The 23,430-nt window shown below is 63.7% G+C and carries 29 protein-coding genes; all 29 read right to left on the bottom strand.

Translation table 11 applies throughout. The features are described 5' to 3' along the window. Positions 1-7: 7 nt before the first annotated feature. Entirely contained in the window at positions 8-733 is a 726-nt protein-coding gene (locus PLO63_08765; protein HOI74224.1) for a flagellar basal body L-ring protein FlgH, read from the bottom strand. Positions 734-743: 10 nt separating this feature from the next. After that, positions 744-1,472: a flagellar basal body P-ring formation chaperone FlgA gene (gene flgA, locus PLO63_08760; GenBank protein ID HOI74223.1), complete on the bottom strand. Its 729-nt coding sequence runs from the start codon at positions 1,470-1,472 to the stop codon at positions 744-746. Positions 1,473-1,480: 8 nt separating this feature from the next. Then, on the bottom strand, positions 1,481-2,263 hold the full coding sequence (gene flgG / locus PLO63_08755) for a flagellar basal-body rod protein FlgG (protein ID HOI74222.1): 783 nt from the start codon (positions 2,261-2,263) through the stop codon (positions 1,481-1,483). Between the two features lie 16 nt (positions 2,264-2,279). Beyond that, positions 2,280-3,020: a flagellar hook basal-body protein gene (locus PLO63_08750; protein ID HOI74221.1), complete on the bottom strand. Its 741-nt coding sequence runs from the start codon at positions 3,018-3,020 to the stop codon at positions 2,280-2,282. Positions 3,021-3,115: 95 nt separating this feature from the next. Next, complete coding sequence (locus tag PLO63_08745; protein HOI74220.1) at positions 3,116-3,415, bottom strand: EscU/YscU/HrcU family type III secretion system export apparatus switch protein; 300 nt, start codon at positions 3,413-3,415, stop codon at positions 3,116-3,118. Between the two features lie 65 nt (positions 3,416-3,480). Next, on the bottom strand, positions 3,481-4,644 hold the full coding sequence (locus PLO63_08740; protein HOI74219.1) for a flagellar hook-length control protein FliK: 1,164 nt from the start codon (positions 4,642-4,644) through the stop codon (positions 3,481-3,483). Positions 4,645-4,674: 30 nt separating this feature from the next. After that, a complete protein-coding gene (locus PLO63_08735) occupies positions 4,675-5,139 on the bottom strand; it encodes a hypothetical protein (GenBank protein ID HOI74218.1) in 465 nt (154 codons plus the stop codon). 21 nt (positions 5,140-5,160) lie between these two features. Then, the gene (locus tag PLO63_08730; protein ID HOI74217.1) at positions 5,161-5,457 is read right to left on the bottom strand and encodes a hypothetical protein; all 297 of its coding nucleotides are present in this window, start codon (positions 5,455-5,457) and stop codon (positions 5,161-5,163) included. Positions 5,458-5,474: 17 nt separating this feature from the next. After that, positions 5,475-6,239 carry a hypothetical protein gene (locus PLO63_08725; protein HOI74216.1) on the bottom strand — a complete coding sequence of 255 codons (765 nt, stop codon included), beginning with the start codon at positions 6,237-6,239 and terminating at the stop codon, positions 5,475-5,477. Further along, complete coding sequence (locus PLO63_08720) at positions 6,220-7,011, bottom strand: HAMP domain-containing sensor histidine kinase (protein ID HOI74215.1); 792 nt, start codon at positions 7,009-7,011, stop codon at positions 6,220-6,222. Before PLO63_08720 ends, PLO63_08725 begins: the two co-directional genes overlap by 20 nt. A gap of 45 nt (positions 7,012-7,056) precedes the next feature. Then, positions 7,057-7,632 carry a flagellar basal body-associated FliL family protein gene (locus tag PLO63_08715; GenBank protein ID HOI74214.1) on the bottom strand — a complete coding sequence of 192 codons (576 nt, stop codon included), beginning with the start codon at positions 7,630-7,632 and terminating at the stop codon, positions 7,057-7,059. Positions 7,633-7,660: 28 nt separating this feature from the next. Beyond that, entirely contained in the window at positions 7,661-8,899 is a 1,239-nt protein-coding gene (locus PLO63_08710) for a tetratricopeptide repeat protein (GenBank protein HOI74213.1), read from the bottom strand. A gap of 1 nt (position 8,900) precedes the next feature. After that, positions 8,901-9,611 carry a FliA/WhiG family RNA polymerase sigma factor gene (locus PLO63_08705; protein HOI74212.1) on the bottom strand — a complete coding sequence of 237 codons (711 nt, stop codon included), beginning with the start codon at positions 9,609-9,611 and terminating at the stop codon, positions 8,901-8,903. Beyond that, on the bottom strand, positions 9,604-10,527 hold the full coding sequence (locus PLO63_08700; GenBank protein ID HOI74211.1) for a MinD/ParA family protein: 924 nt from the start codon (positions 10,525-10,527) through the stop codon (positions 9,604-9,606). Before PLO63_08700 ends, PLO63_08705 begins: the two co-directional genes overlap by 8 nt. A gap of 11 nt (positions 10,528-10,538) precedes the next feature. Further along, entirely contained in the window at positions 10,539-11,699 is a 1,161-nt protein-coding gene (flhF, locus tag PLO63_08695) for a flagellar biosynthesis protein FlhF (protein ID HOI74210.1), read from the bottom strand. Beyond that, positions 11,686-13,791: a flagellar biosynthesis protein FlhA gene (flhA, locus tag PLO63_08690; protein ID HOI74209.1), complete on the bottom strand. Its 2,106-nt coding sequence runs from the start codon at positions 13,789-13,791 to the stop codon at positions 11,686-11,688. The genes flhF and flhA overlap by 14 nt, the downstream gene beginning before the upstream one ends. A 15-nt stretch (positions 13,792-13,806) precedes the next feature. Continuing rightward, the gene (gene flhB / locus PLO63_08685) at positions 13,807-14,877 is read right to left on the bottom strand and encodes a flagellar biosynthesis protein FlhB (protein ID HOI74208.1); all 1,071 of its coding nucleotides are present in this window, start codon (positions 14,875-14,877) and stop codon (positions 13,807-13,809) included. Between the two features lie 52 nt (positions 14,878-14,929). Beyond that, positions 14,930-15,709, bottom strand: coding sequence for a flagellar biosynthetic protein FliR (fliR, locus tag PLO63_08680; GenBank protein HOI74207.1), 780 nt, complete (start codon positions 15,707-15,709; stop codon positions 14,930-14,932). Positions 15,710-15,739: 30 nt separating this feature from the next. Beyond that, on the bottom strand, positions 15,740-16,009 hold the full coding sequence (gene fliQ, locus PLO63_08675) for a flagellar biosynthesis protein FliQ (protein ID HOI74206.1): 270 nt from the start codon (positions 16,007-16,009) through the stop codon (positions 15,740-15,742). Positions 16,010-16,088: 79 nt separating this feature from the next. Then, positions 16,089-16,868, bottom strand: a complete 780-nt coding sequence (fliP, locus tag PLO63_08670) for a flagellar type III secretion system pore protein FliP (GenBank protein HOI74205.1) — start codon at positions 16,866-16,868, stop codon at positions 16,089-16,091. Then, positions 16,865-17,251 carry a flagellar biosynthetic protein FliO gene (fliO, locus tag PLO63_08665; GenBank protein ID HOI74204.1) on the bottom strand — a complete coding sequence of 129 codons (387 nt, stop codon included), beginning with the start codon at positions 17,249-17,251 and terminating at the stop codon, positions 16,865-16,867. The genes fliP and fliO overlap by 4 nt, the downstream gene beginning before the upstream one ends. A 9-nt stretch (positions 17,252-17,260) precedes the next feature. Beyond that, positions 17,261-17,737, bottom strand: coding sequence for a flagellar motor switch protein FliN (gene fliN / locus PLO63_08660; protein HOI74203.1), 477 nt, complete (start codon positions 17,735-17,737; stop codon positions 17,261-17,263). Next, the gene (fliM, locus tag PLO63_08655; protein ID HOI74202.1) at positions 17,718-18,725 is read right to left on the bottom strand and encodes a flagellar motor switch protein FliM; all 1,008 of its coding nucleotides are present in this window, start codon (positions 18,723-18,725) and stop codon (positions 17,718-17,720) included. The genes fliN and fliM overlap by 20 nt, the downstream gene beginning before the upstream one ends. A gap of 85 nt (positions 18,726-18,810) precedes the next feature. After that, positions 18,811-19,299, bottom strand: a complete 489-nt coding sequence (locus tag PLO63_08650) for a flagellar basal body-associated FliL family protein (protein HOI74201.1) — start codon at positions 19,297-19,299, stop codon at positions 18,811-18,813. A gap of 59 nt (positions 19,300-19,358) precedes the next feature. Continuing rightward, the gene (locus PLO63_08645; protein HOI74200.1) at positions 19,359-20,075 is read right to left on the bottom strand and encodes a flagellar motor protein MotB; all 717 of its coding nucleotides are present in this window, start codon (positions 20,073-20,075) and stop codon (positions 19,359-19,361) included. Beyond that, positions 20,072-20,764, bottom strand: a complete 693-nt coding sequence (locus tag PLO63_08640; GenBank protein ID HOI74199.1) for a flagellar motor protein MotB — start codon at positions 20,762-20,764, stop codon at positions 20,072-20,074. The genes PLO63_08645 and PLO63_08640 overlap by 4 nt, the downstream gene beginning before the upstream one ends. Next, positions 20,757-21,524: a MotA/TolQ/ExbB proton channel family protein gene (locus PLO63_08635; GenBank protein HOI74198.1), complete on the bottom strand. Its 768-nt coding sequence runs from the start codon at positions 21,522-21,524 to the stop codon at positions 20,757-20,759. Before PLO63_08635 ends, PLO63_08640 begins: the two co-directional genes overlap by 8 nt. A 236-nt stretch (positions 21,525-21,760) precedes the next feature. Further along, positions 21,761-22,978 carry a flagellar hook protein FlgE gene (locus tag PLO63_08630; GenBank protein HOI74197.1) on the bottom strand — a complete coding sequence of 406 codons (1,218 nt, stop codon included), beginning with the start codon at positions 22,976-22,978 and terminating at the stop codon, positions 21,761-21,763. 48 nt (positions 22,979-23,026) lie between these two features. Beyond that, on the bottom strand, positions 23,027-23,416 hold the full coding sequence (locus PLO63_08625) for a flagellar hook capping FlgD N-terminal domain-containing protein (protein ID HOI74196.1): 390 nt from the start codon (positions 23,414-23,416) through the stop codon (positions 23,027-23,029). Between the last annotated feature and the right edge of the window lie 14 nt (positions 23,417-23,430).

Below are 23,430 nucleotides of genomic sequence, written 5' to 3'. Positions count from 1 at the left end.
TCTCCTGTCAGAAGGGCCAGACGTAATCCAGGGCCCGGCTCAGCCAGCCGGGACGCATCTTCTCGTCCACGACGCCGCGTCCCGTGTAGACGATCTTCGCATCGGCGATGTATCTTGAGGAGATGGTGTTGTCCGACGTGATGTCCTCGGGCCGGATGATACCGCTCAGCACCAGGTACTGGTCCTCCGCGTTGACCGTCAGCATCCTTCTCCCTTCAATGTAAAGGTTGCCGTTTTCGAAGACCTTGATGACGCGGGCCGTAATCCGCGCCTGGAGGGTCCCCCCGCGGCTCGTGTCCCCGGTTCCCTTCATCGTGTTGGAGCTCGTTCCGCCGACGGAGATGGCTTCCCCCATGTTCGCATTCCGCTGGAGAATGGAGGACTCGATCCCCAGGAGGGCGCTGACGCCCATCTCCGTCTTGCCGTCCCGGGAGGTGTTGATCGTCCCCTTGTTGACACCGGCGGCGGATTCTTCCACGATGATGGTCACGATGTCATTCACGTAACCGGCCTTTTTGTCCGTGAAAAGCATGTTGTAGCTGTTGGCACCGGGCCAGATCGACCCGGGCTCGGCCGGCACCGGGGGCGGCGTCGCCCTGTGAACCGGCGTCGGAATGGGTTCCGACAGGATCGCGTCCGGCTTGGTGATGAGCGAACAGCCCGTCAGCGTCATGCCGAACAGAACGCAGGCCAGCAGGCATCCCGTCGTCCGGCGTCCCGGAAGAAACCGCATGGCGAACCTCCTAAAATACGAGTTGAACCGTTGCATCCCCGACCACCCGGGCATGAAGGATCTTCCGGGAGGAGGTATTCCTCACCCGGACCATGCTCCCGTCCTGTCCGTCCTCCTCGCTCACGCCGAGGGTGGCGATGGAGAGCGGACCGCTTTCATAGATGATCCGCACGGGTGCTCCCTTCCGGACGACGGGAAACTCGCGAAGCATCGAGTGGGTCAGTTCCGTGTTCGGAGCCACATTGACCCGGAGCATCTTGCCGACGACACTCTCGGTGTCCGTTACCGCCTGGGCCGGGATGCGCCGGACCCATCGCTTCACCACCTGGATGTCCCCGCCGTCGAGCCGGGTGTTGCGGCCGAGCGAACGGGTGCTCAGGACGACGTCCCGCTGGACCTCGACCAGGACCGAGACCCTCTGCTCCGCCAGGAAAACACCGTTGTCATAGATCCGGACGGCATACTGCCCATGGCCGAGGAAGGGATTTCCCCGTACGGGAATGACTTCCCGGGAAATTTTTTCCCCCTTTGCCTCCATCTCCTGGACGGGACTGGTAAAGATGATGCGAACCGTCCCCCGGGGCCAGGCACTCTGGCTTGCCGCGGCCCGCTGGACGTCGTCCTGGATCTGTGCCGCCCCGATCTTGACCGTCTTTCCGGCCGCCAGAAGAGGAGACGAGCACAGAAGAACAGCAATCGCCGCGACGAAGACCATGGAAAATCGCATTGCACGGTTCATGGAACACCCTACTGCTTGATGTTGTTGGCCACCTGCAGCATGTCGTCCGCCGTCTGGATGGCCTTGGAGTTGATTTCATAGGCCCGCTGGCCGGCGATCATCTTTACCATCTCGTCGATGACGTTGACGTTCGACTGTTCCAGGTACGTCTGCGTAATCGTTCCGCACCCCTCTTCGCCGGGATTGCTGACAATGGCATCGCCCGAGCTGTTGGAGGTGGTGAAGAGGTTGCGGCCCATGCTGGTGAGGCCCGCGGGATTGATGAAGCGCGCCAGGGTGATCCGTCCGCCCGTCGTCGAGGCCCCGGTGCTGTCGGAATAGGACCACGTCCCGCCACTGTCGATGGTGAAGCTGACGGCGGTCGACGGCACCTGTACGTTGGGCACCAGCCTCAATCCCTCGGGATTGCAGAGGTATCCATCTTTGTCGAGCTTGAAGTTCCCGGCCCGCGTGTAGACCGTGGTGCCGTTGTTGTCCAGCTGGTAAAAGCCGCTCCCCTCGATGGCCCAGTCGAAGGAATTGCCCGTCTGCTGGTAGTCGCCCTGGCTGAAGTTCTTGGCCACCGAGACGGCCTTGACGCCCAGTCCGACCTGGATGCCCGCAGGCAGCTGGACCCCCGTCGAGGTCTCCGATCCCGACTGGGAAGACACCTGGTACATCAGGTCCTGGAAGTCGACGCGGGATTTCTTGAACCCGGTCGTGTTCACATTGGCCAGGTTGTTGGCGATTACATCCTGCTCCAGCTGCTGGGCGTGCATGCCGGTAGCCGCGATCCATAGCGAGCGAATCATCTGCTCCTCCTTATTTTCAGACCACTTTCCCGATCTGGTTCGTGGCCTGCTTGTCCTGGTCGGCCATCGTCCGGATGACCTTCTGGTAGGTTTCGAACGTGCGCTGCAGTTCGATCATGTTCACCATTTCCTTGATGGCATTCACGTTGGACATTTCCAGCGATTGCCCCGCGACCCGGGGATCCGCCATCACCTGCATGCCCGCGTTTCCCGGATCGACGTACTGGCTGTCTCCCTGTTTCTTCAGGTTCTGGGGGCGATCGAAGGTCACCACCCGGAGCTGGCCCACATTCGTGGCCACTGCCCCGTCACCGGAGGTCTCGGTGACGGTTATCGTCCCGTCCTGACCAATCTGGATATCGTGGCCGTCGATCGTAATGGGACCCGAAGTCCCAAGGACGCGCTCTCCCGTCGACGTGACCAGCTCGTTGTTCCGGTTGATGTGGAAGCTTCCGCCCCGGATGTAGGCCGTTCCCTGCCGGGTCTCCACCGCCAGGAATCCGTCACCCTCGATGGCGATGTCGAGCGCCCCGCCGGTCCTCATCAGCGTCCCCGGCGAGAAATCCGTCCGACCGTACGGCTTGTATTCCAGTCCCGGGTCCTGCGACCCGGAGACCGGGTCGGACTGGAGCTCGTAGCTCAGGTGGATCGCCTTGAATCCCGGCGTGTTGGCGTGGGCGATGTTCTGGGTTACCGTATCGAGCTGCCGGATGCTGCGGACAGCCGCCGCGGCGATGTCGCGGACATCGAGTGCCATGGTTCATGTTCCTCGTTGATTGATGCCGATTTATGAAGCAAGGAGCATGCCTGGAGGGAGGAACAACGGAGGGTGAAATGGAAAGACGGGCTCCCCTACAACCCGGCGCGGCGTCGCTCGTCCAGGGAGTATACGAAGGCCAGGATCTCCGCGACGGCCCGATACAGCTCGACGGGGATTTCCTCATCAACGTCGAGGCGATACAGGAACTGGACAAGGGCGGAATTTTCCTGAACCGGGACTCCGTGGAGGCGGGCCGTCTCGATGATCCGCTCCGCCACCTCGCCGCGACCCTTGGCGGTCACCCGCGGGGCCGAGCCCGGCTTGCCGTCGTACTTCAGGGCCGCCGCCAGGGGGGACTTTTCTTTTTTATCTCCGGGGCGTTCCGCGTTCATGGGTTCCCTTCGCGGCGGCCGTCTCCTCCCGTTTGCGGGTCCGGTTCGCCGCCATGCATGGGCCGTCAGGCGTACAGATTGACGGCGTCTCTCTGAAAGATGGGCAGGGACTGCTTTCTGTCCAGGATGGTCCGGGCAATGTCGTGGTCCGTCAGGCAGACGATCCCCGCGTCGGGGAATCCCGACGCCGCCAGGCGCTCACGGAGGTCGTCCAGTCCGGACTGGAGATACTCCCGGACCTCTTCCGTGCCGCAGCGCAGGGTTCCGCTCATCCTCCCCGCGGCCAGCCGGGCATCCACCAGGATGTCCCCGAGGGTTTCCATGTTGAGGCAGAGGACCATCCGGAAGGCCTCTTTGTCTTCCCCCCCGCCCCCCTCCTGTCCGCCCTCGGGATAGAGGAAGAGGTCCTGGACCCGGATCCCGCCGGGAAACGCCGCGGGGACCTGAAGCACAAACGGTCCGCCCTCCCGGCGCGACAAAATATTGACATCCCGGTGAACATCGAGGGTCTCCAGGGCCGACCGGGCGGTGGATGCCGCCTGCTCCAGGCTTTTCCGACCGGGAGCGCCGGCATCCATGGCCGCCATCTCCCGCTCGGCCGCCTCGGCCAGGCGCACCAGTGATTCCCGGAGCGTTCCCGGGGCTGCTTTTTCCGGAACATTTCCTCCGTCGGGGAGACGGACCACGGGATTCCCGTCACCGTCCGCCGGCGCTGGGAGCCCTGCCTGGGCCTCGCCGGCACCCGCGGACGACTGCTTCCCGGAGCCGGGGGAAATAAGCGAGGAAAGGAGACCCTGCAGGCTGCTCCGTGCCGCCGCCAGCTGCGGGGGCATATCTCCTGGAAGGGTGTCTGCCAGGGACTCGACCAGGGTGGACAGCTGCCGGAACATGTCCCCCAGGAGACCGGGCCGGCTGCGAAAGATACCGAGAGACTCCGGGAGGGATTCCTGTCCGGCCGGAGCATCGCCCGCCAGAACCTGGAGCACGATCTGCGGGGAGTTCTGGGTGACCCGGGCGGCAAACCGTGCGCCTTCGCCCAGGGTCTGCTTCGTCTCCGCCAGGACCCGGTTGCCCCCGATGTCCAGAAGCAGCAGGCCCCTCTCGCGGACTTCGAGAACCAGCGCCTCCACCCGCTCGCCGACCGAGAGCAGGGAAAGGCCGGCCGGCCGGGTTCGATTTACCGGAGATACGGGAGTTACCGAAGGATCGTTGAGGGATATGAGTTTCATGGGGATCGGTCCGCCACGCCCCGGCCAGGCTTACCTCTTCCCGGTCAGATTCAGGATGAGGTGGACTTCCCCGTCCGGGATGCCGGTGTGACGGGCGATCTCGCGCTCCGAGAGTCCTCGGGCGGCCAGGGCCAGGATCTGTGCGGCCCTCGGATCCCCCGCCGGCGGAGCGGCGGTGTCCGGTTCCTGTCGTTCCGACGCCTCCGGGTAGAGGGCGAGAAGCTCCCGGATCCGCTTTTCCCGCTCGTCCAGGGCCCGGGCCAGCTCCTTGAGCGTCGTCTTGCTTTCCTGGACGGCCGCCAGAAATTGATCGGTTGCGTTGCGGGAGTCCTCGACGAGCTGCCGGAGGGCCTGCACCTCTTTCTCATCGGGACGGGCCTGCTTCCGGCCCACGACCCGGCGGATCTGCCAGAAGAGGAAGAGAACGAGGAGAGCCAGGGCCAGATCCATGCCCAGCTGCAGCAGCAGGAAATCCCTTGTCGTCATTGCCAGCATATTGTCCCCCCGTATCCTCCGTCAGGCAAGCACGTCCAGGCGGCTTCCCTGGATCCGCTCGTCCTCCGGAACATGGCCGTCGTCCACCACCGTTTCGATGGCCCGTCCTTTTCGAGCCGATTCCGGGGACGCATCTTCTTCGTCCCGCCCGCTGACCATCGTCTCCTCCCGCTCTTCGTTCTCCGGGGCGGGAAAGGCCTTTCTTTTCTCCCGCTTCCCCCAGGAGGCGGAGTGCCGCTGCCGGTCAGGCACCTGGGACTGGACCTGGGCGACCGCCTCGGCTCCGGGAATCGGAAGAATCGGTCTTCGAATATCCATCGCTCATGTCCATGCAATCAGCCGGCGGGAAATGAAATTCCGATTTCCCCGCCGCTCTGTGCGGAAACGGCTGCCCCGTAATGCCTCAAGAGAAGCAGGGACAGGCAGAGTGCTCCATGGGCGGGGTCCTGAAGCCGGGAGATCCGGTTCTCCTCCAGGACTCCCCGGACGTCTTCCCGCTCCTCGTCCGTGAAGGGCGCTCCGGTGTGGCGGATTCCAAGCAGAACCCGATCGTTCTCCTTCCCGACCGTCACGTGAAGCTCTTGTTCTCCCTGCGATCCAAGGCGGGACGCCGCATGGCGGAACACGGCCCAGAGGGCCATGGCGAAATGGGCCTGGACACCCCGCACCGGAGGAACCCCTTCGGACAGGTCCAGCACCTTTTTGACCCGGTGCTTGAAATCCAGGTAATGATCCGCGAAACGAACCTCCCGGCGCACCAGGGCCGCCAGATCGAACCGCTCCTCCTTCTTGTGGGAGAGGATCCCGAAACGGGAGGCCACATCCTGGAAGACGTCGGCAAACCGCTCCGATTCGGTGTTGAGCAGCCGGACGTCGGACTGTATCTTCAACCAGTCCTCCGCCAGCGTTCCCGGCAGATGAACCCCGGCTTTTCCCATGGCCGCCTGCAGGTTTTCCAGGCGCCGTTCGAGGATCTTCGCCCGCCCCATGATCCCGTTGAGCGGATTGGCAAAATTGTGAAGAAGCCCCGGCACAAAGGCGAACAGCATCGTATCCGCGAAGGACCCTTCCAGGGCACGCTCAAGCTCTTGCATCTCCATCGCCATCCCTCTTTCTGGACACTTCCGGTCCATCCAGCAAACCGCTTCCGGAAGGAACCAGGTCCGCCGGCAGTTCCACGTGGACAACGGTCCCCCGTAACGGCCCCCCTTCCGCCCAGATCTTTCCTCCGTGAAGCTCACAGGCCAGACGGCAGAAGGCCAGCCCGATCCCGGGCTCGCTCCTCCCGGTCCCGGATTCGTTCACAGGACCGCCGGACGTCTCACCCGGAAGGCAACGAACCAGGGCCGCCTTGAGAGCCCCGGGCATCCCCGCCCCGTCGTCAATCACGGAAATGCGGATCCGGCCCGTCGAGGCGGTCCATACGCGGACACCGATACGACCGCCCCGCTCGACCTGGGCGACGGCGTTCAGCATCAGGTTGGAAAGAACCCTCTCCAACAGGGGCTCGTCTGCGACCAGCGTCGACGGGGCCTCATCGAGGTCGAACTCGAGGCGGATGTCCCTGTTCCGGCACAGGGCCACCCACATTCTTTCCAGCCGGCGGAAGAAGGAGCCGACGCGGACGACGGACAACTCGAGGGGGGGCCCGCTCTCCCCCAGGCGCGAGATTCGCAGGTACCCCTGGATCATGCGCTGGAGATCCCGGCATCCCTCGAGGGCGCTCCGGAGGAGATCCTCTTCCCGGGCGCGCAGGCGGCATCGGGAAAGCAGATCCAGGTTCGCCACGACCATCATCAACGGACTTTTCATATCATGAACGATCATGCGCTGCCAATCGGCGGTATGGGATGTTTCCTTCCTGGATTCCATCGTCCGCTTTCCCCGCTCCCTCTTCCGCCGCCGGCCGCTTCCCGCTCACCACACATTGAGATCCGAAAACCAGACGGTTTTGACGGCATCGCGTTTCAGGACTTGGTTGATGCCGGCGGTGATCTCCTTCCGGAGGTCTTCCCTTTCCTTGGGCGCTCTCAGCACTTCCGCCGTTTTCGCAGACAGGATCGCATGGATCGCCTTCCGGACGTCCGGTCCGTTCATCTCGGGAAGGACCTTCCGGTCCGCCGGATCCAGCGCAAGGTTGACCACCGCCAGCTTCGGCGCTCCCAAGGCATCCTTCACGTCGACGTAGAACTCCTCGACCAGGGACGCCGCCGCGGACGCCCCGGCGGGCATCCTGACCGCACTGGAAACCGTCGTTCCGGGCTGCCTTCCCCGGTCCAGCGGGTTCCAGACGAAAAGGACGGCCGCCGCCAGGATCCCGAGAAGACCGGTGCCGAGACCTCCCGCGATCACCCACCGGTTTCTGTACCAGGGCCGTTTCGCCGGCTCCGGTTTCGGGTCCCCTCCGGAATCCGGAGGCGGCGGGGTCTCCAGAGCAAAATCGCTGTCCAGGGGAATGTCCAGAATGTCCAGTTTGGCCTTTTGCTGTGCCATGGCGGCTCCTTCCTCGGCCCGCGCTTCCTTATCCGCCAGCCCGGTCGGCCGGGGCGTCGATCACCCGCTCCGGCGGCTCCCCGGCATGTCCCTGTTCGAGACAGTCCAGCAGGTCTTTCGCTTCCATGAAATCCGGATACAGTTCGAGGGCTTTCAGAACATGCACCCTCGCCTCGCCCTCGCGTCCGTCCTCCATCAGGACCCTGGCCAAGTTGTAATGGAGATGGTCGTCCTCGGGATCCAGACAGAGCGCCTTTCGATACAGGTCGATGGCCTCCCGGAAACGGCCCTGCTTCCGGAAGGCAATGCCCAGGCGATTGTACAGGTGGACGTCCGACGGGTCCTCCTGCAGGAGGGAACGAAAGATGCCTTCGGCCTCGCTGTTCAGGTTCCGGGCCAGCAGGGTCTCGCCGATCTCCCTGCGGACGGACGGATCCGCCGGCGCCACCCGGACGGCCTGCGCAAAGGCTTTCCTGGCCTCCTCGACGGCGTCGTTCTCCAGGAGGGCCTTGCCGAGATTCAGCTGCCGGTTCGCATTCTTCGGACTGATGGCCGTTGCCTTCCGCATGACGGCGATCTCCTGCTCCCGGTCCCCCCTGCGGGCGAATACGTCCGCCAGGCTGTCATAGGCCCGGGTGAATCGGGGCTCGCACAGGATCGCCTTCCGGAAGGCCTTCTCCGCGTCCTCCAGCATGCCGCGGCAGACGTACATCTCCCCCAGCGTCTGAAAAACCCGGGGATTGTCCGGCTGCATGGCCATGGCCGTCTTCAGCTCTCCCAGGGCGCGGTTGAATTCCCCTTCCCCGATTAGAGCCTGGGCAAGCTGGAGGTGCCCATCCAGCGGGGACGGATTCGTCCGCCTCCCCAGCACCGCGTTGATTTTCTCCTCCAGCGTCTGGACGGCGAACGGCTTGATGATGTAGGCGTCCACATCCGTCTCCGCGGCCTCCGCCACGATCTCTTCCGCCAGATCTCCCGTCACCATGATGAACGGCAGGCTTCGGAACCGCTCGTCTTTCCGGACGCGCCGGAGGAGGTCGATTCCGCTGAGCCCCGGCATGAACAGGTCCACGATCGCGACGTCCACGGGCTCGGACTGGAGGCGCTGCCAGGCCTCGACACCGTCCTTGCCCTCCAGCACGCTGGTGTGTCCGAGGGAAAGAAGCATCTTCCGGATGCTTTTCCGGGCGTCATACTGGTCGTCCACCACCAGGAAGGTCAGGCCCCGGTCCGGGGCGTCGGTCATGGCCGTTCCCTGCGAACCCATGTCAGCGCACCTCCCCCAGCAGTCCCCGCAGCCGGAGCACCGCCTGGGTATGGATCTGGCAGATCCTTGACTCCGTCAGATTCAGGACCCGTCCGATCTCCTTGAGGTTCAGTTCCTCGTAATAGTACAGGGCCAGGACCGTACGCTCCTTCTCGGGGAGCCGGTCGATGGCCTTCTTGATCCCCTCCTTGAGCTCCTCGCTCTCCAGGAGGGAGAGCGGATCGCCGTGGTCGATTTCCTCCTGCAGCCTGCCGCATCCGTACCGTTCAATGAAATCGGGGGGAAGGTCCTCGGTGCTGATCACCTTGACCAGCTTCGCATCATCGAGGAGCTCGAAGTATTCCTCCAGGGGGATGCCCAGGTGATCCGCCATCTCCTCCTCGCCGGGGGGGCGGCCAAGCTGTCTCTGAAGCGCTGCAAAGGCCTTCTCGATTTTTGTATCCTTGCTTCGAACGGACCGGGGGACACGGTCGGCGGCCCGCATCTCGTCCAGCACGGCCCCACGGATCCGGATCTTCGCGTACGTCTCGAACCGGACGTTTTTTGTCTCGTCGAACTTCTCCAGCGCGGCCATCAGGCCGATCACGCCGGCCTGAATCAGGGCCTCCCGATCCGCCGGCGCCATGACCACACGGGCGGTCAGCCGGCTGACGACCTGCTTCACCATGGGCGCATACTGCAGAATCTGTCCTTCTCTCCCGTTCCTATTCACGGCTGGATCGAATGGTCCTGTTGCTGAAAAACCGAATGCTTCCCCCCTCCGCCCCTCCGGGCGCCTCTCCGCACAGCCTCGAGGCAATGTCCTGGAGGCACCGGCTTGCCGGGGACGAAGGGTAGATCTCCGCCAGGGCCTTCTGCTTTTTCACGGCCTCGGGCAGCCTCGGGTCGTGGAGGATGAATCCCAGGTAGTCCAGGGCGACGGTCAGGAAATGGTCCGTCGCATGCCGCAGCCGCTCGTACGCCTCGCGGGCCTCCGTCGGGTGGTTGACCATGTTGACGACGAGACGGAACTTCTTCCGGTCGTATCCCTGGTAGAGCACCTTCATGAGGGCGTAGGCATCCGTCAGCGCCGTCGGCTCTGCGGAGGTGACAATGATGATCTCGTGGGCGGAGGAATTGAAATAGGTGACGTTTCCCGAAATGCCGGCCGCCGTGTCGATCAGAAGGAATTCCGGCTTGTTCTTCAGCGAATTGACCGCATCCAGGAGAGTCAGCTTCTGCCCTCTCGAAAGATCCGTCATCTCCGCAATGCCGGAGGAGGCGGGAAGGACCTTCATCCCGCCGGGCCCTGTCACCAGCGTCTCCGCCAGGGTCTTTTCCCCCTTCAGGACGTGGTACAGGTTGTACCGGGGCGTAAGCCCCAGGAGCAGGTCGATGTTGGCAAGCCCCATGTCCGCGTCCAGGACGATGGTCTTCCGGTTGCGCTGGGAGAGGATGTAGGCGATGTTGGCGGCGATGTTGGTTTTTCCGACGCCTCCCTTGCCGCTCGTGAAAGCCAGGACGCGGACGGGCCTGTCCCGCACCTCCGTATCCTCGCCCTCGCCGTGGGACTTTCCCCCGCCGGGGACCTTCACGCCTCCGCGCTCCCGCCGCTCCATGGCCTGTCTGAGTGTTGCCGCCTGGTCCAAACCATCCCCCGTCAATGAATCGAATGCCCGAGAATCAGCGATGCCAGCGATCCCGGGGTTACTTCCTTGATATCCTGCGGCACGTTCTGTCCACAGGTCACATACCGGACGGGCCGTCCCGCCTGCTCCAGGATGTCGTAGACCACGCCAAAGCGCTGACATTCATCGAGCTTGGTCAGGATGAGCGAATCGTAGTCCAGGAGACGGAAACGGTCCGCCGTTACCTGGAGGCCCTCCCTGTTCATCGCCGGCGTCAACAGCAGGCTCACTTCCAGGTCGGGCGACCCGCCGAACTGACGCTTCAATTCGTTCAGGTATTCCGTGTCTTCGGGATTTCTCCCCGGCGTGTCCACGAGGATGACGTCGCGGTCATCGAAACTCCGGAGGGACTCCCGGAATCCTTCCCCATCCCCGGCCACCCGCAGGGGAAGCTTCATGATGTCCGCATAGGTCTGGAGCTGGTCCACCGAGGCGATTCGGTAGGTGTCCAGCGTGATCAGCCCGACCTTCTGCTTCTGTTCCAGGGCAAATCGGGCGGCCAGCTTCGCCAGGGTCGTGGTCTTTCCGACACCGGTCGGCCCGACAAGAGCTTTCACCCGCTTCTCCAGGCCGGGGTTCTCCTCCCGGGCAATGGAGCGCAGAATCGCTTCCCGTGCACGGCGGACGGATGCCTCGTAGGTCTCCTCCCCGCTGCCGCCTTCCTGGCGGACCCCGTCGACGATCTTGAGGGCACGCGGCCGGGAGACCCCGTTGGCCAGCAGGCGGTGGTACAGGCGCCCGTAGGGAGACGGATCGCCGCCGCCGTGCCGGAACCCGAGCATGTCGAAGAGCGTGAAGAGGGCTTCCTTGACTTCCGACAACTCCTCCCGGAGCTGCTGATCCGGCCGGTCGTTCCCAAGCAGTCCCTTCAACTCCCGGAGTTCTCCCGTGATGGAGCGTGCCCAGTCGGGCATTGCCTCTCCCGCCGGAGGGGCCGGCGGAGGCGGGGGCTGGCGTTGGGCGACGGGAAGAGGCTCTTCACCGTGTTTCCGATCCAGCGCGGCCACCACCTCCAGAAGGGGCGGATTCGAATCCCTCAGGGTTTTCGTGGACAGGATGATCGCCTCCGGCCCGAGGTCTTTCTTGACCCGGCGCATCGCTTCCTGGAGGCTGGAAACCTCATACCGTTTCATTTGCATGGCTCAACTCCAAAAGACCGAGTGAGGTCAGTTTTGCATCCCGGGTGATCTCGTTGTGTGCCAGGACGACCAGGTTGGGCACGAACCGCTCCATGATCCGCCGCAGGTGGATGCGGACGGTGGGCGAGCACAGGACAATCGGCTGCAGTCCGCGGGACGTGAAGAGCGGGACAAACCGCTTCATGTTCGTGACGATCTTCCGGACCATCTGGGGATCCGGCGAGGCGAACGATTCAAACTCCGTGTGCTGGAGGGTCTGCTGAATGCCCTCCTCGATCTCCGGGGAAATCATGATCACGTGGAGCCCGCCCCGCTCGTCCGCGTGGAGGCGCGTGATCACCCTCGACAGGGCCTGCCGAACATAACCGGTCAGGACGTCGACGTTTTTCGTAAGGGGAACGTAATCCGCCAGCGTCTCCAGGATCGTCTGCAGATCGCGGATCGGAATGCGCTCGCCCAGGAGCCGCTGCAGTACTTTCTGGAGGGTCCCCACGGGGATGACCTTCGGGACCAGGTCTTCCACGAGCCGCGGAGCCGAGGCCGCCAGGCTGTCCAGGAGCACCTGGATTTCCTGGCGCCCCAGGAGCGAGTCCACGTTGGACTTGATCAGCTCCGTCAGGTGCGTGGTGATGACCGTCGCCGGATCGACCACGACGACTCCCTGGGCCTGCAGGGTCTCCCGTTCCCGGTCCGGAACCCAGACCGCCGGGAGACCGAAGGCGGGTTCCTTCGTTTCGATTCCCTTGACGCGGACCTTCATGCCTTCCTGGACGATGGCGAGCTGGTGCCCCGCCAGGATCTCCCCGCGGGCCACCTCGACCCCCTTCACCAGGAACGCGTATTCATAGGGCTTGAGCTGCAGGTTGTCGCGGATATGGATGGACGGAACGACAAATCCCATGTCCTGGGCGATCTGCTTGCGGAACATCCGGATCCGGCGCAGCAGCTCCCCTCCCTGGGAGGCGTCGACGAAGGGGATCAGGCCGTAGCCCACCTCCAGTCCGAGGGCGTCCAGCGGATCCAGGAGGGGTGCTGCCTCCGCCTGGGGAGGCGCCGGGGCCTCTTCCTTTTCTTTTTCTTCCTCCCGGACCCGGATGCGGGCAAGCTGCCAGGCGGCCACCCCGACCAGCACGGCGATGGTCAGAAACGCCTGCTTCGGCATTCCCGGGATGAGGGCGAAAATCAGGAGCACGACCGCCGCCGCGGCGACCGCCTTTGGCTGGGCGAAGAGCTGCAGCCTCATTTCCTGGCCCAGCTCCGTGGTTCCGGCCGTCCGGGTCACCAGCATGCCCGCCGCGGTGGACACGATGAGGGCGGGCACCTGTGTCACCAGCCCGTCTCCGATGCTGAGCAGCGTGTAGGTCCGGGCCGCATCGGCGATGGGCATGCCCTGCTGGAGCGCGCCGATGATGAGCCCGCCGACGATGTTCACCAGGACGATGATGATGCCGGCGACGGCATCGCCGCGGACGAACTTGCTGGCGCCGTCCATGGCCCCGTAGAAGTTCGACTCGCTCTCCAGATCCCGGCGGCGCCTGCGGGCCTCGTTGTCGTTGATCAGGCCCGTGTTCAGATCGGCATCGATGCTCATCTGCTTGCCGGGCATGGAATCCAGGGTAAAGCGGGCGGCCACCTCGGCGATGCGCGTGGCGCCCTTGGTGATGACCACGAAGTTGATCAGCACGAGGACGGAGAAGACGATCATGCCGACCACGTAGTTCCCCCCCACGACGAAGGTCCCGAAGGCCTTGATGACCTGGCCGGCGGCATCGGTCCCCTCGCTGCCGTGGAGCAGGATGAGCCTCGTGGAGGCGACGTTCAGGGAAAGGCGCAGGAGGGTCACCACCAGGAGGACGGAGGGGAACACGGAAAAGTCCAGGGGACGCAGGACGTACAGGGACATAAGGAGAATAATGAGGGAAATGGCGATGTTCATGGACAGCAGGACGTCCAGGAGCAGGGTCGGAAGGGGAACCATCATGACGAGCAGGATACCCACGACCCCGAAAGCCAGGACGGCGCTGGAGCTCTTCATGAGCCCGGTCATCGGAACGCCTGAATCGGCTGCAGCGGCTCTTGCTTCCATGAATCCGTTTTCCTTTTATCGTGCGTTCTCGCGGAGCATGTAGACGAAAGCGAGGATCTCGGCGACGGCTTTGTACAGGTTTTCAGGGATGGCCCCGCTTACGTCAACCATCTTATACAATACTTGTGCCACCGGCTTGTTTTCGATCACCGGCACGCCGCTGCGCTCGGCAACCTCCCGGATGGTCGCCGCCACAAAGCCCCGTCCCTTGGCGACGACCGTCGGTGCGGCCATGCGCTCCGGGTCATACTGGATGGCCACCGCCAGGTGGGTTGGGTTCGTGATGACCACGTCCGCCTTTGGGACGGCGGCCATCATCCGCTTGCGGGCCATCTCCTGCTGGATCCTCCGGATCCGGCTCTTGATCAGGGGATCTCCTTCCGTTTCCTTGGTTTCATCCTTCAGCTCCTGCCGGGACATGCGGAGGTTCCGCTCGTGCTCCCACCGCTGGTAGCCGTAATCGAGGACCGCCAGGAACGCCAGGATGACGCAGGTGGTGCCGAGAATCCGGAAGGACATCCGCCCGATGAAGCGGACGATATCGGGCGCGCTCTGATCCATCAGGGGAATGATCTGGGTCAGCTCCGACCGCACGGACAGGTACGCCACGAAACCGACAATGGCCAACTTCATGACGCTTTTCACCAGCTCCATGAGCGACTGGAGGGAAAACAGGCGCTTGAACCCTTCCAGGGGGTTGATCTTGGACAGTTTGGGCGTCACGCTCTCCGCGGTGACCTGGAAACCCACCTGGAAGGCGTTGGCGGCGAGACCCGCCAGGACGACCGTCAGGAACAGGGGCGCCAGGAGGATCAGCACCTCCAGGACGGTCTGGGTGAAGAGGGCCGGCACCGTGTCCGTGTTGAGCGTAACGGCGATGCTGCGGCGGAAGGCGGAGCGCATCATGTTCATCAGGCGCTCCATCGTCCCGGAGGCCTGGAAATACAGGCAAATCAGGCAGGCCGACAGGACCGCCGCGGAGACCACCTCCCGGCTGCGGGCAACCTGTCCCTTCTTGCGGGCCTCTTCCCGCTTTCGCGGGGTTGCGCGCTCGGTCCTCTCCTGGTCGTCCTTTCTCTCCGGCACGGCCGGTGCCTCCTATCGATTGGTTGACGGTAGCGTCAACGAATCAGCGAATTTACATCAGGCGTAGAACCGCCCCCAGCTCCCCCGGAATTCGGGAGAAGAGCCGCCCCACGAGAGCGACGAACAGCGGAACGGAGAGACCGAAGAAAAGGAATCCCACGGCGATCTGCAGGGGAAACCCCACGATGAAGACATTGATCTGCGGGACCGTCCGGGCCACGATGCCGAGGGCCACATTGGTGAAAATCAGGGCCGCCATGATGGGGGCGCCGATTTTCAGGGCGATGACGAATACCCCGCTGGTCCACCCGAAAATCGTCTGCACGAGGGGACCCGTTACGTGAAGCCCCCCCAGGGGAATGACCCGGAAGCTTTCGTTGACGGCCTGAAGGAGCGCATGGTGGCCGTCCAGCACCAGGAAGACCACCAGGGCCATCATGTACTGGATCTCGGCGATGACGGAGACCTGGCGGCTCTCCACGGGATCGAGCACATTGGCAATGAAGAATCCCATCTGGAGGCCCGCCACCTCCCCGGCATACTGGATCCCGGCAAAAACGCAGCGGACGGCGAATCCCAGGATGACGCCGATGAGCACCTCGCCCGCCATGGACACGATCAGGGAGACGACGTTCCCCGTCAGGACCTGCGCGTTTGCCGTCTCCACGAAGGGAAAGATCAGAAAGGAGATGACCAGGGAGAGGCCGGCCCTCACCCGGAGCAGGACCGGACGGTCGCCGAAGATGGGCAGGAGCGCGATCATGGCGCTCAGGCGCAGGAAGACGAAGAGAAAGGTCCCGACCTGCTCGGGTGTGACCATCGGGATGTTCATGGCGGATGCCCCCGGCCCTGCCGCTCTCCTCTACCGGATGAACAGCGGGATTCCCTTGAAGATCTTCTCCGTGAAGGTGATCAGGCTGCCGAGCATCCAGGGGAGGGCCACCACCATGGCGACCAGGCTGGCGACGATCTTGGGCACGAACGACAGGGTCATCTCCTGGATCTGGGTCAGCGCCTGGAACAGGCTGATGGCGACACCCACCACCAGGCTGACCAGGAGGACCGGCGCCGCCACCATCAGCGTCACCTTCACGGTCTCCGCCATGATCCCCACGACAAAATCGATCGTCATGATTCCTTCACTCTCCTTCCCGGCCTCCCCGGGGAGGCGGCTCTCGTCGTTGATCGGACCGGTGACCGAAAGAAATGCTTCACCGGAAACTCTGCACCAGGGATCCCACAACCAGGTACCACCCGTCCACCAGCACGAAGAGGAGCAGCTTGAAAGGCAGGCTCATCATGATGGGCGGCAGCATCATCATGCCCATGGACAGGAGGATGCTGGCGATCACCATGTCGATGACGAAAAACGGCAGGTAGATCATGAAACCGATCTGGAAGGCCGTCTTCAACTCGCTGATGATGAATGCCGGGATCAGGGTCGTCAGGGAGACCTCCTGCGGATTGGCGGGACGCTTTTCCCTGGAAATGGACACAAACAGCGCCAGGTCTTTCTCCCGGGTCTGTTTCAGCATGAAGTCCTTCACCGGTGCGACCGCCTTCTCCATGGCCTGCTCCCCGGAGATGGCTTCCTGGTAGTACGGCTGCAGGGCCTCCGCGTTGACCTTCTGCCAGACCGGGGCCATGATGAAAAATGTCAGGAACAGGGCGAGACCGATCAGGACCTGGTTCGGGGGCATCTGCTGCGTTCCCAGGGCATTCCGCAGGAGCGAAAGGACGACGATGATGCGCGTGAAGGACGTGAGCATCAGGAGGATCGCCGGCGCCAGCGACAGGACCGTCAGCAGGAGAAGAAGCTGCAGGGCCGTCGCCGTCTTTCCGGGAGTATCCGCGGTCCCGCCGATCTGGAGGCTGACATTCGGAAGCGAGAGCGTCTGGGCCTCCCCCGGCGTCGCCGCGAGCAGGATGGCCGCCGGAATCGCAAGCAGGACCAGGAGGATCAAGGCCTTCTGGATGCGCCGCCCCCTCATGGCTTGCCGCCTTTCTTGGGCGATGTGAACGATTTCAGGAGCTTGCGGTACCGATCCAGGGACATCGGAAGGGGCGACACCGGGGCTCCCCCCGGGGGCTGAAGCCTCTCGACAATGGAAGGATCGTCCAGGTCGGTAATCGTGGAGATCTGGGAGCCCGTGACGCCCAGCGCCACAACCTTGCCCATGATGTCCACCACCAGGATGCTGCTCTTCGGTCCCAGGGAGCGGGTCGCCAGGATCCGGATCAACTGCCCTTCCGGGTCCACGCCTGCGGGCGCCATGAACCGTTTGAGAAAATAGACGGATCCGATCAGGAGGCCCAGTACGACCGCCAGGGCGAAGAGCATTTTCAGGAGTGCCGAAAAGAAACTGAAGTCCACGGTCATCCCTCAGCGCAGGTTGTTGATCCGGTCCACCGGAGAGACGATGTCCGTCAGCCGGATCCCGAATTTTTCATTCACCACGACCACTTCCCCCCGGGCGATGAGGCGCTGGTTCACGTAGACGTCCATCGGTTCCCCGGCGAGCTTGGCCAACTCGATCACCGAGCCCTGGCCCAGCTGGAGCAGGTCGCTGATGAGCATGCGGTTCCTCCCCAGCTCGACGTTCAGCGTCAGCGGAATGTCGAGGATGAAATCCAGGTCGAGGGACTTTTTCGGGTCCATCGCCGGCTGGGCGGTGGGCTGGATCTCCTGGAAGTTGACCGCGCTGACCTCCGCCGGCGGCTTCTTGGTCTGCGAGAGGGCCATCTCTTCCTGGACGTCGTCCCAGGTGAGATCTTCCTCCGGCTTCGCCGCTTCTCCGCCGCCGCCTTCCTCCCCCAGATCGATTCCCTTCAGGAGATCGTCAATTTCCTTCTGCTCCATCTTCCTGTCCCCCTTTCGCCAGGATCACCTCGGAAATCCTGACGGCTTGATTGCCCTTGTATATTCCGGGGTAACCCCGGTATTTGAGGATGCCCTCCACGAACACCATCATGGCGTCGGAGGCATACTGGTCCAGGGGAATGACGTCCCCCGGCTTCATGTTCACGACGTCCCGGGCGGAGATCTCCGTGCTTCCCAGCTCCACGGCGATTTCCGCCTGGGACTTGGCGATGTTTTTCCGGAGCCGATCGACCCAGCCCTTGTCCACCTCGAGCTGTTCACTCTGGAAGCCCGCCTGCAGCCTCTCCCTCACGGGTTCGAGGGTTGAGTACGGAATGCAGAGGGTCATGATTCCCGAGGAGTATTCCACTTCGATCTCGAACTGGATCACCACGACCACGTCGGTCGGGGCGACGATCTGGACAAACTGCGGATTGATCTCCGAGCGCTGATAAACGATCTTGACGTCCAGGAGGGCCCGCCAGGCCTTCTCCAGGTCCTCCAGGGCGTTGATGACGACCTTGCGGATGACGCTGCTCTCGATGGCGGTGAATTCGCGGCCCTCGATCTTGAAGAAATCCTTCCCGGATCCGCCAAAGATGATGTCCACCAGCATGAAGATGACCTTGGCCTCCACCACGCACAGGGCGTTCCCCCGCAGGGGATCCATCCGGAACAGGTGCAGGCTGGTGGGAACGGGCAGGGTCTTGAGGAACTCGCCGAACTTGATCATGTCCACGGAGACGGCGCTCACGCTGGCGACGCGCCGGAGCAGCGACGACATGGTCGCCCGGAACATCCGGGCGAACTTCTCGTTGATCATCTCCAGGGTCGGCATCCGGCCGCGGATGATCCGGTCCTGGCTGGTCAGATCGTAGGGAATCGCGTCGTTGGGATCGAAGGAGACCTGGACATCCGTCTCGATTTCCCCGCCGGAGATGCCCCTCAGGAGGGCGTCCACCTCTTCCTGGGTCAGGATATGCGACATGGCTCACTCTGCCTTGACATGCACTGCATGATCGGTCCCGGGCTTCATCCCGGGCTTTCCCGGCCGGGCTGGCCGTTCCGCTTGCCTACTGAATCACGAACTCGGTAAAATAGACCTTGGACACCTTCCCCGTGGTCAGGAAGGTATTCAGCCGCATGGCGATCTCCTCCCGCAGGCGCTGCTTGCCTGCCATGTCCATCAGTTCCTTGACGGACTTGGCCGACAGGAGGTCCAGCACGTTGTCCCGGAGCTTGGGCTTCATCTGGTCCAACTCGGCTACCCCCTTGGGATCCGAGATCTCCAGCTGGATGGCCAGCTTCAGATACCGCTCCCCGTTGTTGTCCATGAGGTTGACGATGAATGGATCCATCGCCCACATCACGGCAACGGCGGGCTTCGGCGCCGCCTCCTTCTTCGCGGTCTGCTGGGTGTAGAACCAGAAGCCTCCGCCCCCGGCGGCACCCAGTACAACCAGCACCAGGAGACCGATGACGATCGCCTTGACGGGAAAGGATTTCTTCTGTTCCCCGTCTTTCTTCTCTTCCTTCTCTTCCTGTTTCTTTTCCGCTGCCATGAGTCCTCCAGACGCGCTCTTTATTATTCCTTTTCCTGCCCCGCCTCGTGAAAGCCCGTCTATCCGGGAAAAGCGACGGCCAGCCGGATTGCCCCGGCGGCCGGGTCCGGTCGCCGGTCCGTCTCCCCGCCGGGCGTCCCGGCCCAGGCGATGGAGATCCGCTCCATCGGGATTCCTCCCGCTTCATACAGGTAGCGGGCCACCGCATCGGACCGGAGAATCGACTGTCTGCGGCGTTCCCCGCCGGATTGCCCCGGCCCGCGAATCTCCCCCCCGGCCGTCACGACCACCCTCGCGCCGCCGCTCCGCGACACGGCCGCCAGCCGGTCGAGGACCGCCTTCAGGGCCGGCCCCGGCTTCAGGGATTCCCCCTCGAGCAGGCCGGGTGAGGGCAGGTGCACGGTGAATCCCCCGGCTGCGGCATCGAGCCGTGCCCCCGGGAGCGCCGCCAGGGCCGACGCGACCACGGCCTGCCGCTCCCGCACGATGTCGCCGGGACGGGTGGCCCCTTTCCGGGATTTTTGTGCCTCGATCTCGCGGTCCACATAGGGCCGGACGAACCATTCCAGGGCGTTTCCGCCCATCCGCTCCGCCCCGAGGGCCGTCACGGCCGACGCGGCCGCCTGCGACGCCTTCTGGGGCTGCAGCGTCGAGAACGCCAGGAGCAGGATAAAAAACGTCAGAAGCAGCGTCATGAGATCGTTGAACGTCAGCATCCAGCTGGCCTGCTTCCCGGAGTCATCCCGCTCCGGCTGCCTTCGCCCCGTCCCCGTCATCTCTCCGCCTCCGGCAGGACAAGGGCAACGACCATCTCTTCCCGGGAATCCGCGGAAGATCCCGCGGCGGTCCTCGCCGCCCGGCTCCCCCGGATGGACAGGGGAACGCGGACTCCGTCCTTCTCCAGATACTCGGCCAGGCTTGCGGCCCGCAGGGCGGGCGTCGCCCAGGAAGTGGAGGCGTCGCCGGTTCCGGATGCGGAGCCGAATGCCTCGATGCGGACGGCCAGGTTTCCCTTCGCCGCGGCCTTCCCGACCTCCCGGAGGAAGGGATGCACCGGTTCCCGGATTGTCTCCCGCCCCTCCGTGAAGAGGACATCCATGTCCAGGACCATTCTCCATCCCGAGCGGGTCCTTTCCAGGACGGCGCTGCGGCTGAGGTTTGCGTTTTCCAGGGCGCCCCGCAGGACGCCCCCCGTCTCCGCAAGGAGCTTCGCCTCGGCGGCGCGCTGCTCTCCCGTGATCGTCGGGGCTGCCGGGATTCCGGGTCTGTCCGTCCCGGCGGTGAGGTCGACCTTTCCCCCCAGGGCGGCCCGGATCTGCACCGCCGACCGCCCGGAGATCTGGGAATAGGAGACCAGCATGACGAAGAAGACCACCAGGATCATGGCCAGGGACGCATAGGAGGCCTGCCAGACCGCCACCGGTGATTCCGCGGGATTCGACTGCCTCTGTCCGTTCCTACTCATCGTAGCGGGATCTCCGTTCCCGGGGGGCGATGAAGGCATGCAGCTTCTGTTCGACAATCCGCGGATTGTCCCCCGACTGGATGGCGTGAACGCCTTGTATGATCAGCTGCTTCACCAGCATCTCCTCGCCGCTTCTCGTCCGGAGCTTTCCCGCGATGGGCAGGAAGACCAGGTTGGCGAGGATGAGGCCGTAAAACGTCGTTACGAGCGCAATCGCCATGGACGGGCCGATGGCGGAGGGATCGTTCATCTTCATGAGCATCTGCACCAGCCCGATGAGCGTCCCCATCATGCCCATGGCCGGTGCGAACTGGCCCATGCTGGTCATGATCTCCGCCCCCTTCCGGTGCCGCTCCGCCAGCCAGTCCAGCTCCGTCTCCAGGATGCCGGAGACCTTCTCCGGTTCGAGGCCGTCCACCATCAGGCGGACCGCCTTCGTCAGGAAAGGGTCCCGCTGGCGGGTAACCACGCTCTCCAGGGACAGGAGTCCGTCCCGCCTGGCGGTGCGCGACATCTCCACGATCAGCCGGATCATCTCCGGCGGCCGGGCGTTCCGCCGGAAAAAGGCGTTCTTCATGACCCGGAAAACCCCGAGCATGTCCGACATCCGGTAGTGGATCAGCGCGGCGCCGAAGGTGCCGCCGAGAACGATCATGGCGGAGGGACCGTCAAGAAACCACGTAACCCCGCCGCCGGCGGCCATCGCCAGGATGACCAGGCCGAACGCGCCGATAATGCCGATGATGGTTGCAAAATCCACAGGCTGCCTACCCGAAGTCCACGATTGATGCCGCACCCGGCGTCATATGCAGGACTTTAAGCAAGCCATGTACCAATGGCGGGAAACCGTGGCGGAATCCGGCGGGAAGTCGATGGAATCGAGAAAAGGATGGATCGGGGAATGACGGTGGCGGCGGCTGCGGCCGGCAGACCGTCAAGGTCTTGACATCGATTCTCCCCGGGACCGGCGGTTCCCGGCCCCGGGGAGAATGGTTCTTACTGCTTGATGTTCATGAGGACCGTCAGGAGGTCGTTGGCGGTGGTGACGACCTTGGCGCAGGCCTGGTAGGCCCGCTGGGCCGTGATCATGTTGATGAACTCGGCGGCCACGTCGGTGTTGGACACCTCCAGGGAGCTCGCCTGGATGTTCCCGAGGCTCCCGGCCCCGGGATTGTTGATCAGCGGCGCCCCGGACTTGTCGGTCTCCACGAAGTAGGTGCCGACCTTGCTCAGGCCGCCGTAGTTCGCGAAGTCCGCCAGCATGACCCGGGCCAGCTTCTGGGTCTGGCCGTTGCTGAAGGCCCCTGTGATCACGCCGTCCGCCCCGATGGAGATGCTGTTGAGGGAGCCCGCCGGGTACCCGTTGGCCTTGACGCTCGAGACGGCCGAGTCGCTGGCGTACCCGGTGAGCTTTGCGACGCCCGCCGTCGTCACGTCCCAGCTGATGACCCCGCCGGTGCCGATGTTCGCGCCGGCAAAGGTGAAGTCGACGTTCGCAGCGGGCGTCTGCACGACGCCGCTCGCATTGAAGGTGACCAGCGTCGCGATGGCGGCGGCGTTGGTGATGTTTCCGTTCACGTCCTCCAGGGTGCCGGCAATGCTCCACTCCCGGGGGTTGGCCGTCTTCGTGTAGTTGATGGACATGGTGTATTCCGCACCGTCGTTGCCGTAGACCGTCTGGCTGACGCTGAAGACGTCGCCCGTCGCCGCCTGGGCATTGAGGTTGGCGCCGACCTGGACGGACGTGGTCGTCACCGGCTGCGACTGGATGCCCTCGAGGTTGATGTCCCCCAGGTTGTAGATCTCCGCCCCGCTGGTGAACATGTTGCCCTGGACCCGGTAGCTGTTGGAATTCACCAGGTAGCCGTCCTCGTCGATGGTGAAGGCGCCGTTCCGGGTATAATACGTCAGGCCGCTGTCGGTATCCCGGGTGATGAAGAGCCCCTCGCCGTCGATCGCCATATCGGTGACGCTGGAGGTGTTCTGGAAGGACCCCTGGCTGAAATCAGTGGAGATCGCCGACACGCTCACCCCCTGGCCGACCTGCATGTTGCCGGAGCCGCCCGAGAGGGTCTGGCTCAGCATGCTGGAAAACTGGGTGCCGCTTGACTTGTATCCAACGGTGCTGGAATTGGCCAGGTTGTTGCCGATGACGTCCAGCTGCTTGTCCACGGCCGTCATCCCGGTGGCCCCGATCCATAATGAACTCGACATGATAAAACCTCCTTCAGGTATTCTATAGGGTTGAAAATTGTCCTTCTTCTACGAGACGGAGGTCACGTCGCTGAAGGCCACTTCTTCTCCATTGTCCAGGGTCAGGGAAACGGAGCCGTCCTGGAAACTCACCGCCGTCACCGTCCCCGACAGGCTGTCCGTCACAACGGTCTTTCCGATGAGATTGACCGCCTGCAGGCTGTTGGTGTCCATGGCCAGGCTCTCGATGCCTTTGTTCAGGTTGGTGAGCTGCTCCAGGCTGGAAAACTGGGCGAGCTGCGACGCGAATTCCGTTCCGTCCGCCGGGTTCATGGGATCCTGGTACTTCAGCTGGGCTACCAGCATCTGGAGGAACGCCTCCTTCCCCAGGCTCGACGTCGACGTGGTCGACGTGGTCGATGCGCTGGTTCCGGTTCCGTTAACGCCCGTTACGCTCATGGTGTCTCCCTCTC

The organism is Syntrophales bacterium (genome assembly GCA_035363115.1).
Classification (GTDB): Bacteria; Desulfobacterota; Syntrophia; order Syntrophales; family PHBD01; genus PHBD01.
This window is presented reverse-complemented; position numbering and strand designations above follow the sequence as displayed.

Excerpts from the sequence above, each read along its gene's own strand:
- PLO63_08765 (HOI74224.1), bottom strand. The coding sequence starts at position 733 with ATGCGGTTTCTTCCGGGACGCCGGACGACGGGATGCCTGCTGGCCTGC.
- flgA (HOI74223.1), bottom strand. The coding sequence starts at position 1,472 with ATGAACCGTGCAATGCGATTTTCCATGGTCTTCGTCGCGGCGATTGCT.
- flgG (HOI74222.1), bottom strand. The coding sequence starts at position 2,263 with ATGATTCGCTCGCTATGGATCGCGGCTACCGGCATGCACGCCCAGCAG.
- PLO63_08750 (HOI74221.1), bottom strand. The coding sequence starts at position 3,020 with ATGGCACTCGATGTCCGCGACATCGCCGCGGCGGCTGTCCGCAGCATC.
- PLO63_08745 (HOI74220.1), bottom strand. The coding sequence starts at position 3,415 with ATGAACGCGGAACGCCCCGGAGATAAAAAAGAAAAGTCCCCCCTGGCG.
- PLO63_08740 (HOI74219.1), bottom strand. The coding sequence starts at position 4,644 with ATGAAACTCATATCCCTCAACGATCCTTCGGTAACTCCCGTATCTCCG.
- PLO63_08735 (HOI74218.1), bottom strand. The coding sequence starts at position 5,139 with ATGCTGGCAATGACGACAAGGGATTTCCTGCTGCTGCAGCTGGGCATG.
- PLO63_08730 (HOI74217.1), bottom strand. The coding sequence starts at position 5,457 with ATGGATATTCGAAGACCGATTCTTCCGATTCCCGGAGCCGAGGCGGTC.
- PLO63_08725 (HOI74216.1), bottom strand. The coding sequence starts at position 6,239 with ATGGAGATGCAAGAGCTTGAGCGTGCCCTGGAAGGGTCCTTCGCGGAT.
- PLO63_08720 (HOI74215.1), bottom strand. The coding sequence starts at position 7,011 with ATGGAATCCAGGAAGGAAACATCCCATACCGCCGATTGGCAGCGCATG.
- PLO63_08715 (HOI74214.1), bottom strand. The coding sequence starts at position 7,632 with ATGGCACAGCAAAAGGCCAAACTGGACATTCTGGACATTCCCCTGGAC.
- PLO63_08710 (HOI74213.1), bottom strand. The coding sequence starts at position 8,899 with ATGGGTTCGCAGGGAACGGCCATGACCGACGCCCCGGACCGGGGCCTG.
- flhF (HOI74210.1), bottom strand. The coding sequence starts at position 11,699 with ATGAAACGGTATGAGGTTTCCAGCCTCCAGGAAGCGATGCGCCGGGTC.
- flhA (HOI74209.1), bottom strand. The coding sequence starts at position 13,791 with ATGGAAGCAAGAGCCGCTGCAGCCGATTCAGGCGTTCCGATGACCGGG.
- fliR (HOI74207.1), bottom strand. The coding sequence starts at position 15,709 with ATGAACATCCCGATGGTCACACCCGAGCAGGTCGGGACCTTTCTCTTC.
- fliQ (HOI74206.1), bottom strand. The coding sequence starts at position 16,009 with ATGACGATCGATTTTGTCGTGGGGATCATGGCGGAGACCGTGAAGGTG.
- fliP (HOI74205.1), bottom strand. The coding sequence starts at position 16,868 with ATGAGGGGGCGGCGCATCCAGAAGGCCTTGATCCTCCTGGTCCTGCTT.
- fliN (HOI74203.1), bottom strand. The coding sequence starts at position 17,737 with ATGGAGCAGAAGGAAATTGACGATCTCCTGAAGGGAATCGATCTGGGG.
- fliM (HOI74202.1), bottom strand. The coding sequence starts at position 18,725 with ATGTCGCATATCCTGACCCAGGAAGAGGTGGACGCCCTCCTGAGGGGC.
- PLO63_08650 (HOI74201.1), bottom strand. The coding sequence starts at position 19,299 with ATGGCAGCGGAAAAGAAACAGGAAGAGAAGGAAGAGAAGAAAGACGGG.
- PLO63_08645 (HOI74200.1), bottom strand. The coding sequence starts at position 20,075 with ATGACGGGGACGGGGCGAAGGCAGCCGGAGCGGGATGACTCCGGGAAG.
- PLO63_08640 (HOI74199.1), bottom strand. The coding sequence starts at position 20,764 with ATGAGTAGGAACGGACAGAGGCAGTCGAATCCCGCGGAATCACCGGTG.
- PLO63_08630 (HOI74197.1), bottom strand. The coding sequence starts at position 22,978 with ATGTCGAGTTCATTATGGATCGGGGCCACCGGGATGACGGCCGTGGAC.
- PLO63_08625 (HOI74196.1), bottom strand. The coding sequence starts at position 23,416 with ATGAGCGTAACGGGCGTTAACGGAACCGGAACCAGCGCATCGACCACG.